General features: G+C 67.2%; 7 protein-coding genes and 1 pseudogene. 4 read left to right on the forward strand and 4 right to left on the reverse strand.

The genetic code is table 11. The features are described 5' to 3' along the window. A pseudogene (locus VIR09_RS29520) lies at nt 1–233 on the reverse strand (secretion protein HlyD); the annotation flags it as partial. A gap of 2 nt (nt 234–235) precedes the next feature. Continuing rightward, nucleotides 236–952, reverse strand: a complete 717-nt coding sequence (locus VIR09_RS29525; protein WP_332016104.1) for a TetR/AcrR family transcriptional regulator — start codon at nt 950–952, stop codon at nt 236–238. A 165-nt stretch (nt 953–1,117) separates the two neighbouring features. Between VIR09_RS29525 and VIR09_RS29530 the strand changes: the two genes are divergently transcribed. From VIR09_RS29530 to VIR09_RS29540, 3 genes are all read left to right on the forward strand, one after another. Beyond that, a complete protein-coding gene (locus tag VIR09_RS29530) occupies nt 1,118–2,167 on the forward strand; it encodes an NADP-dependent oxidoreductase (RefSeq protein ID WP_332016109.1) in 1,050 nt (349 codons plus the stop codon). Then, on the forward strand, nt 2,164–2,844 hold the full coding sequence (locus VIR09_RS29535; RefSeq protein WP_332016105.1) for a type 1 glutamine amidotransferase domain-containing protein: 681 nt from the start codon (nt 2,164–2,166) through the stop codon (nt 2,842–2,844). Before VIR09_RS29530 ends, VIR09_RS29535 begins: the two co-directional genes overlap by 4 nt. A 165-nt stretch (nt 2,845–3,009) precedes the next feature. Continuing rightward, nucleotides 3,010–3,609 (forward strand): HD-GYP domain-containing protein, encoded by a 600-nt coding sequence (locus VIR09_RS29540; protein ID WP_332016106.1) that lies wholly within the window; start codon nt 3,010–3,012, stop codon nt 3,607–3,609. 50 nt (nt 3,610–3,659) lie between these two features. Here the strand turns inward: VIR09_RS29540 and VIR09_RS29545 are convergent, their stop codons facing one another. Together VIR09_RS29545 and VIR09_RS29550 are read right to left on the reverse strand one after the other, a co-directional pair. Further along, nucleotides 3,660–5,258, reverse strand: coding sequence for a glycerol-3-phosphate dehydrogenase/oxidase (locus VIR09_RS29545; RefSeq protein WP_332016107.1), 1,599 nt, complete (start codon nt 5,256–5,258; stop codon nt 3,660–3,662). 5 nt (nt 5,259–5,263) lie between these two features. Continuing rightward, the gene (locus tag VIR09_RS29550; protein WP_013394120.1) at nt 5,264–6,055 is read right to left on the reverse strand and encodes a DeoR/GlpR family DNA-binding transcription regulator; all 792 of its coding nucleotides are present in this window, start codon (nt 6,053–6,055) and stop codon (nt 5,264–5,266) included. A 210-nt stretch (nt 6,056–6,265) separates the two neighbouring features. On the opposite strand from VIR09_RS29550, the gene VIR09_RS29555 reads away from it, so the two are divergent. Next, nucleotides 6,266–6,966 (forward strand): ABC transporter ATP-binding protein (locus VIR09_RS29555; protein WP_332016108.1); only part of this gene is annotated, 701 nt, incomplete at its 3' end.

Genomic DNA, 6,966 nt, shown 5'->3' on the forward strand with positions numbered 1-6,966 from the left:
GTGGTTTCGCGCGTGGCCTCCAGCGCGAACAGCGGCGCGTCGGCCGCCACTTGCTGGCCGCGCCGCACCGGCAGTTCGGCCAGCCGGCCGGCTTCGGAGGACGCCACGTAGACGTATTCGCCTTCGGCGTAGCCCTGGAAGAAGGCGTGGTCTTCTTTGCCGCAGCCGCCCAGGGCAAGCAAGGCCAGCATGCTGGCGGGCAGGGGGCGGCGCAAGACGGGAGGGATGCGCATGGTCAGCGTCCTGGAGGAGCGGAAATCGAAACGGACGGCGAGAACAGGCCGCCCGTCAGCATGGCGATCGCGTGGGCCGCGATCGCGCGGGTGTCGATGGATTGCGCCTGGGCGTCGTCCTGCAGCACGCGCCGCCACAGGCTGGAGGTGGCTAGCGGCAGCAGGGTCAGGCCCAGGATGGACAGGAACACGAGGCGCGGCTCCACGCCCGGCGTGATGGCGCCCATGCGTTGGCTGGTCGCGATCAGGCCGGAAAACGCCTGCAGGCGTTCGGCCGGCAAATGGCGCAGCACGCGGTCACGCAATTGGCCGCCTTCGTTGACGACCTCATGCAGCCACAGCGCCGGCAGCCAGGGGCGTTCGGCCGCGCTTTGCACCAGCCGGTCGACGACCTCGGTGATGAAGGCCCGCACGGCGGCGGGAGGATCGGCCGCGGGATCCTGCGCCTGCGGCACGGGCGACCAGACAAAGCCGATGACCGGCACGATCCGCTCCTGCACCACCGCGTCTATCAGTTGGTCGCGGCTCTTGAAGTAGTAGTGCACCATCGCCGAGGTGACGCCCGCGCGTTGCGCGATGTGCGTAAGCGTGGTGGCCGCGACGCCCTGGGCCGCGAACAAGCCGGTAGCGACGTCCAGCAGATTGGCGCGGGCGGTGGCGTTGTCGGGGCGCGGCGGACGACCGGGCCGGCGAGGGGGAGTGGAGGAATCGGAGCGCATGCGATGCATGTTAATTAAATTATTAATTAATTAAAAGAGGGGCAAGGGCCAGGGTTACACATCGGCCGCGCGGGCATCGATGGTGTAATGGACCGGTACCCCATCCCGCCACCCGGGCTGTTCCCGCAAGGCCCGGGCGGCTTCCTTGCAGGAGGCTGGACCGTCATGCCGCAATCGTCTTCCATCAACCGTCGCATCGTGCTCGCCGCGCGCCCGCAGGGCGAGCCGGCCGACAGCGATTTCCGCCTGGAAACCGGCGAAGTTCCACAGCCGGGGCCAGGCCAGGTGCTGCTGCGCACCGTGTACCTGTCGCTCGATCCCTATATGCGCGGCCGCATGAGCGACGCGCCGTCCTATGCCGAACCGGTGCAGGTCGGCGCGGTCATGGTCGGCGGCACCGTCACGCGGGTGGAGGCCTCCAACCACCCCGACTATCGGCCGGGCGAGTGGGTACTGGCGCAATCCGGCTGGCAGGACTACGCCCTGTCGGATGGCGCCGGTCTGCTGCGGCTGGGGCCCGATCCCGAACACCCGTCTTATTCGCTGGGCGTACTGGGCATGCCGGGCTTTACCGGCTACATGGGCCTGCTGGACATCGGCCAGCCCAAGGCGGGCGAGACCGTGGTGGTGGCCGCGGCCAGCGGCGCGGTGGGCGCGGTGGTTGGACAGATCGCCAAGATCCACGGCTGCAAGGTGGTGGGCATCGCCGGCGGCGCGGACAAGTGCCGCTATGTGGTCCAGGAATTGGGCTTTGATGACTGCCTGGACCACAAGGCGCCCGATCTGCCGGGCCGCCTGGCCAGCGCCGTGCCGCAGGGCATCGACGTGTACTTCGAGAATGTCGGCGGCGCGGTCTTCGACGCGGTGCTGCCGCTGTTGAATCCGCGCGCGCGGATACCGGTCTGCGGCCTGATCTCGGCCTACAACGCCACCAGCCAGCCGCAAGGTCCGGACCGCCTGGGTCTGCTGATGCGCACCATCCTGACCAAGCGCCTCAAGATGCAGGGCTTCATCATCTTCAACGAGTACGCGCACCGCTATGGCGAATTCCGCGAGGCGATGGAAGGCTTGATCAAGCAAGGCCGCATCAAGTACCGCGAGGACGTGGTCGATGGGCTGGAGAACGCGCCGCGCGGCCTGATGGGGCTGCTCAAGGGTGAAAATGCCGGCAAGCGCATCGTGCGCGTCGGCCCGGATGAAAGGAGCGCCACATGAACATCCTGATCGTGCTGACTTCCCACGACACGCTGGGCAACACCGGCCGCAAGACCGGATTCTGGCTGGAGGAATTCGCCGCGCCGTACTACGCGTTCATCGATGCGGGCGCCCAGGTCACGTTGGCGTCGCCCGCCGGCGGACAGCCGCCGCTGGATCCCAAGAGCGACGACCCCGACGCCCAGACCGACGACACGCGGCGCTTTCGCCAGGACCAGGACGCGCAGCGGCAACTGGCCGCCACGCTGCGGCTTGCGCAGGTGCAGGCGGCCGATTACGACGCCGTCTTCTACCCCGGCGGCCACGGCCCCTTATGGGACCTGGCGGAAGATCCGAATTCGGTCGCGCTGATCGAAACCATGCTGGCGGCGGGCAAGCCGGTGGCGGCCGTGTGCCATGCCCCCGGCGTGCTGCGCCATGCCAAGACGGCCGACGCCAAGCCGCTGGTGCAGGGCAGGCAGGTCACCGGGTTCTCCAATGCGGAAGAGGCCGCAGTGCAGCTGAGCGACGTGGTTCCGTTCCTGGTGGAGGATGAACTCAAGCAGTTGGGCGGGCTGTACACCAGCGGTCCCGATTGGCAGCCGCATGTGGTCGGCGATGGCCTGCTGGTCACGGGCCAGAATCCAGCGTCTTCCGTGGGCGTGGCGAAGGCGCTGCTGGACAGGTTGAAGGGCTGAGGCTCGGCGCAGCCGGGTCCGCTGCGCGGCAAGCCTGCGGACGGCCCGGCTCTGCTTTGCCCTGGGACGCGGCATCTGATCGGCAAGGATTGCTGCGCAATGTGTCAGAATCGCGACCTTTTGATACGGCGCAACGCGGCACGACCCGCTTGCGCGCGATGACCGATGCCTCCAGACGTACCCGAATATCCTGCTGGTTCCTGCGTGGCGGCCTTGTTCGCCGCCATGCGGGCGCGCGACGCTGCCACAGGCCGCCATTCTGAAAGAGTTGTTGCGCTGAGCGTGGCGCTGGCGCGGGCCTGTGGCCTGCCCGAAGCCGAGCAGGAAGCAATCGCGGTTGCCGCCCGCCTGCACGACATCGGCAAGATCGGCACGCCGGACCGGGTGCTGTATTCCCCCACGCGCCTGGACCGGGACGATTGGGAAATCATGAAGGCGCACGCCGCGGTGGGCGCCGACATCATCATGCACAGCGATATTCCGCAACGTGAACCGATCGCGCTGGCGGTGCGCCACCACCACGAGCATTTCGACGGTTCGGGCTATCCGGCCGGTTTGTCCGGCGAGGATATCCCGCTGCATTCGCGCATCATTTCGCTGGCCGATTCGTACGACGCCCTGGGCGACGCGCGGCCCTATCACCCCGCGCGCACGCACGCGGAGATCATGCGCATCCTGAACCAGGAGGCCGGTTCCAAGTGCGACCCGGCGCTGCTGCGCACGTTCGAGGCGATGATCCAGAAAAGCCCGCTAAGGGTCCCGTAGGAGATGGGTGCGGCGCGTGGGCAAGCACGCGCGACCCATTGCCCATCGCGCTACTTGAGACGGTAATTCGCCGCGACCGCTTCCAGGTCCTGCAAGGTGCGCTGCTGCCACGCGGCATCGTGCCCCAGCTCTTCCGCCAGGATGCGCGCCACTTCCGGCGCGGCCAGCATGGCGGCTTCGCTATCCAGGAAGAGGGCGCGATTGCGCCGCGCCAGCACGTCCTCGGCGCTGCGGGCCAGTTCGTAGCGCGCGGCGAAACGCACGTGCGCTTCCGACAGGCCGCTGCTCTTGACCAGCATGCGCTCGGCGCCGGGCAGCGCCTTCAAGGCCGGCAGGTCGCTGCCGTAATAGCTGTCCGGCGTGCCGGCATGTTCCTGCGAAGGCGCCAGGCCCGCCGCGCCATGCAAGGGCAGCGATTCCGTGCGGCAGCTGGCCTGCGTCAGCAACTGGTGCTGGATGGCCGTGTCCACCACGTCCTGCGCCATGCGTCGGTAGGTGGTCCACTTGCCGCCGGTGACGGTCACCAGCCCGGCCTTGGACACCAGGATGGTGTGCTCGCGCGACAGCGCCTTGGTGGAGGCTTCGCCGGTGGCCTTGACCAGCGGACGCAGTCCGGCCCAGACGCTGGTGACATCGTCGCGCGTGGGCTTGCGGCTGAGGTAGCGCGCCGCCGTGCTCAGGATGAAATCCACGTCCTGGGCGCCAGCCTGCGGATCCAGCGGCAAGTCGTCGCGCGGCGTATCGGTGGTGCCGACGATGGTGTGGCCGTTCCATGGCACCACGAACAGCACGCGGCCGTCGTCGGTCTTGGGGATCAGGATGGCGCGCTTGCCCGGCAGGAAATCCTGCGGCAGGGTCAAGTGCACGCCCTGGCTGGGCGCGACCATGGTCTGCGCGTTCTTGTCTTCCATGCGCCGCACCGCGTCCACCCAGACGCCGGTGGCGTTGACCACGCAGCGCGCGCGCAGCGTGAAGCTGGCGCCGCCGATCGCGTCCTGCACGGTTACGCCGTCTACCTTGCCGCCCGTCATGGTGAGGCCGGTGGCGCGCATGTAGTTCACCGCCGTGCCGCCCAGGTCGAACAGCGTGCGCATCAGGCTCATCGCCAGGCGCGCGTCGTCGAACTGGCCGTCGTAATACAGCACGCCGCCCTTGAGGTTCTTGCCCTGCACGTTCTCGGCCAGGGTGGGCGCATTGGCCAGCGTGTCGCGGCGCGACAGCCAGCGGCTGGGGGCCAGGTTCAGCTTGCCGGCCAGCATGTCGTACATCTTCAGGCCGATGCCGTAGAAGGGCTGGTCGAACAGGTTGTAGGCCGGCACCACGAAGCCCAGCGGCCACACCAGGTGCGGCGCGTTGCGGTTGAGCAGACCGCGTTCATGCAGCGCTTCGCGCACCAGGCTGACATTGCCCTGCGCCAGGTAGCGCACGCCGCCGTGCACCAGCTTGGTGGCCTTGCTGGATGTGCCCTTGGCGAAGTCCGCGCCTTCGATCAGCAGGGTGCGATAGCCGCGCGAGGCGGCATCGACGGCCGTGCCCAGGCCGGTGGCGCCGCCGCCGATGACGATCACGTCCCAGGAGTGCGTGTTGTCCAGCGTGTTCAGGAGACGGTTGCGGTCGGGCGGGGCGACGGAGGCTAGCGGTTGGTTCATGGCGTTCAAGGTGTTTGCTTCAAGGTATTCGGGGCTGCGGCAACGTCGCAGCGCACGCCGGCGTCCAGCAGGACCTGGGCCAGCGGCTCTTGCGGATGCGCATCGGTGAAGAACCGGTCGATCTGCGAGATGTGCGCCAGTTCCACCATGGCCTGGCGCTTGAATTTGCTGCTGTCGGCGGCAAGCCAGACTTCGCGCGATTGTTCGATGATGGTCCGCGCGACGCGCACTTCGCGGAAGTCGTAGTCGCGCAGGGTGCCGTCGGCCTCGATGCCGGAAATGCCGATCAGGCCGATGTCGACCTTGAACTGGCGGATGAAGTCCATGGTGGCTTCGCCGACGATGCCGCGGTCGCGTGAACGCACCACGCCGCCGGCCACGATGACTTCGCAGTCCGGGTTGTCCGAGAGGATGTCCGCGACGTGCAGGTTGTTCGTGATGACGCGCAGGCCGCGGTGGCGCAGCAGGGCGCGCGCGATCGCTTCGGTGGTGGTGCCGATGTTCAGGATCAGCGAACAGCCGTCGGGCACGGCGCGCGCCACCGCTTCGGCGATGCGCTGCTTGCCGGCGGCGTGCAGGCCCTGGCGCTTGCGGTAGGCGATGTTCTCGATGGTGGACGCTTCGATTCGCACGCCGCCATGGAAGCGCGACAGCAGGCCCGCTTCGGAAAGGATATTGACGTCGCGCCGCACCGTCTGCAGCGTGACGTCAAAGCGTTTGGCGAGTTCCTCGATCGAAGCCGAGCCTTGGGCCCGCACCATTTCGATCAGGGCGCTCTGTCTGGGGTTCAGTGTCATGTTCGTATAGTAAAACAACAAAAGCGAAAAATAATGACGCGCTGCAAGATTGTTTTTTGTTCGCTTCTTGGGTAAAACGCACAATAAACGAAAGCTATCTGAAAGAGTATGCTCATCCTGTTGTTCGCTTGAATGCAGGCCGAGCCGCTGTACCGAATACCGAAGTCCGCCGTAAAAAACAGGGACGTATAAGTAGGTAGAGGAGACCAGATGCAGCTGAACTTGGACAGGGTAGGTTTGCGGGCCGGCTCGCAGACGCACCTGTATCCCATGAGCCTGGCCCCCGTCGCGGGCGCCATGACGGTATTGCTGGGGGCCACCCTGGCGGGCAAGACCTCGCTGATGCGCATCATGGCCGGGCTGGACCGGCCCACCGAAGGCCGCGTGCTGGCCGATGGCGTCGACGTGACCGGCGTGCCGGTGCGGCAGCGCAACGTCGCCATGGTCTACCAGCAGTTCATCAACTATCCGTCCATGTCGGTCTACGACAACATCGCCTCGCCACTCAAGCTGCGCGGGGCCGGGGACATCGGCGAAAAAGTCCGCGCCATGGCGGCGCGGCTGCATATCGACCATCTGCTGGCCCGCTATCCGTCGGAGTTGTCGGGCGGCCAGCAGCAACGCGTGGCGTTGGCCCGGGCGCTGGTCAAGGATGCGCCGCTGATCCTGCTGGACGAGCCCCTGGTCAACCTGGACTACAAGCTGCGCGAGGAATTGCGCGACGAGCTTTCGGAATTGTTCGCCGAAGGGCGGTCCACGGTGGTGTACGCCACCACCGAACCCGGCGAGGCGCTGTTGCTGGGAGGCCACACGGCGGTGCTGGACGCGGGCGAGCTGCTGCAATACGGCCCCACCGCGCAGGTATTCCACCGCCCCAACTCCATCCGCGTGGCCCGCGCCTTCAGCGACCC

This window comes from Achromobacter sp. (assembly GCF_036567245.1).
GTDB lineage: Bacteria > Pseudomonadota > Gammaproteobacteria > Burkholderiales > Burkholderiaceae_B > Achromobacter.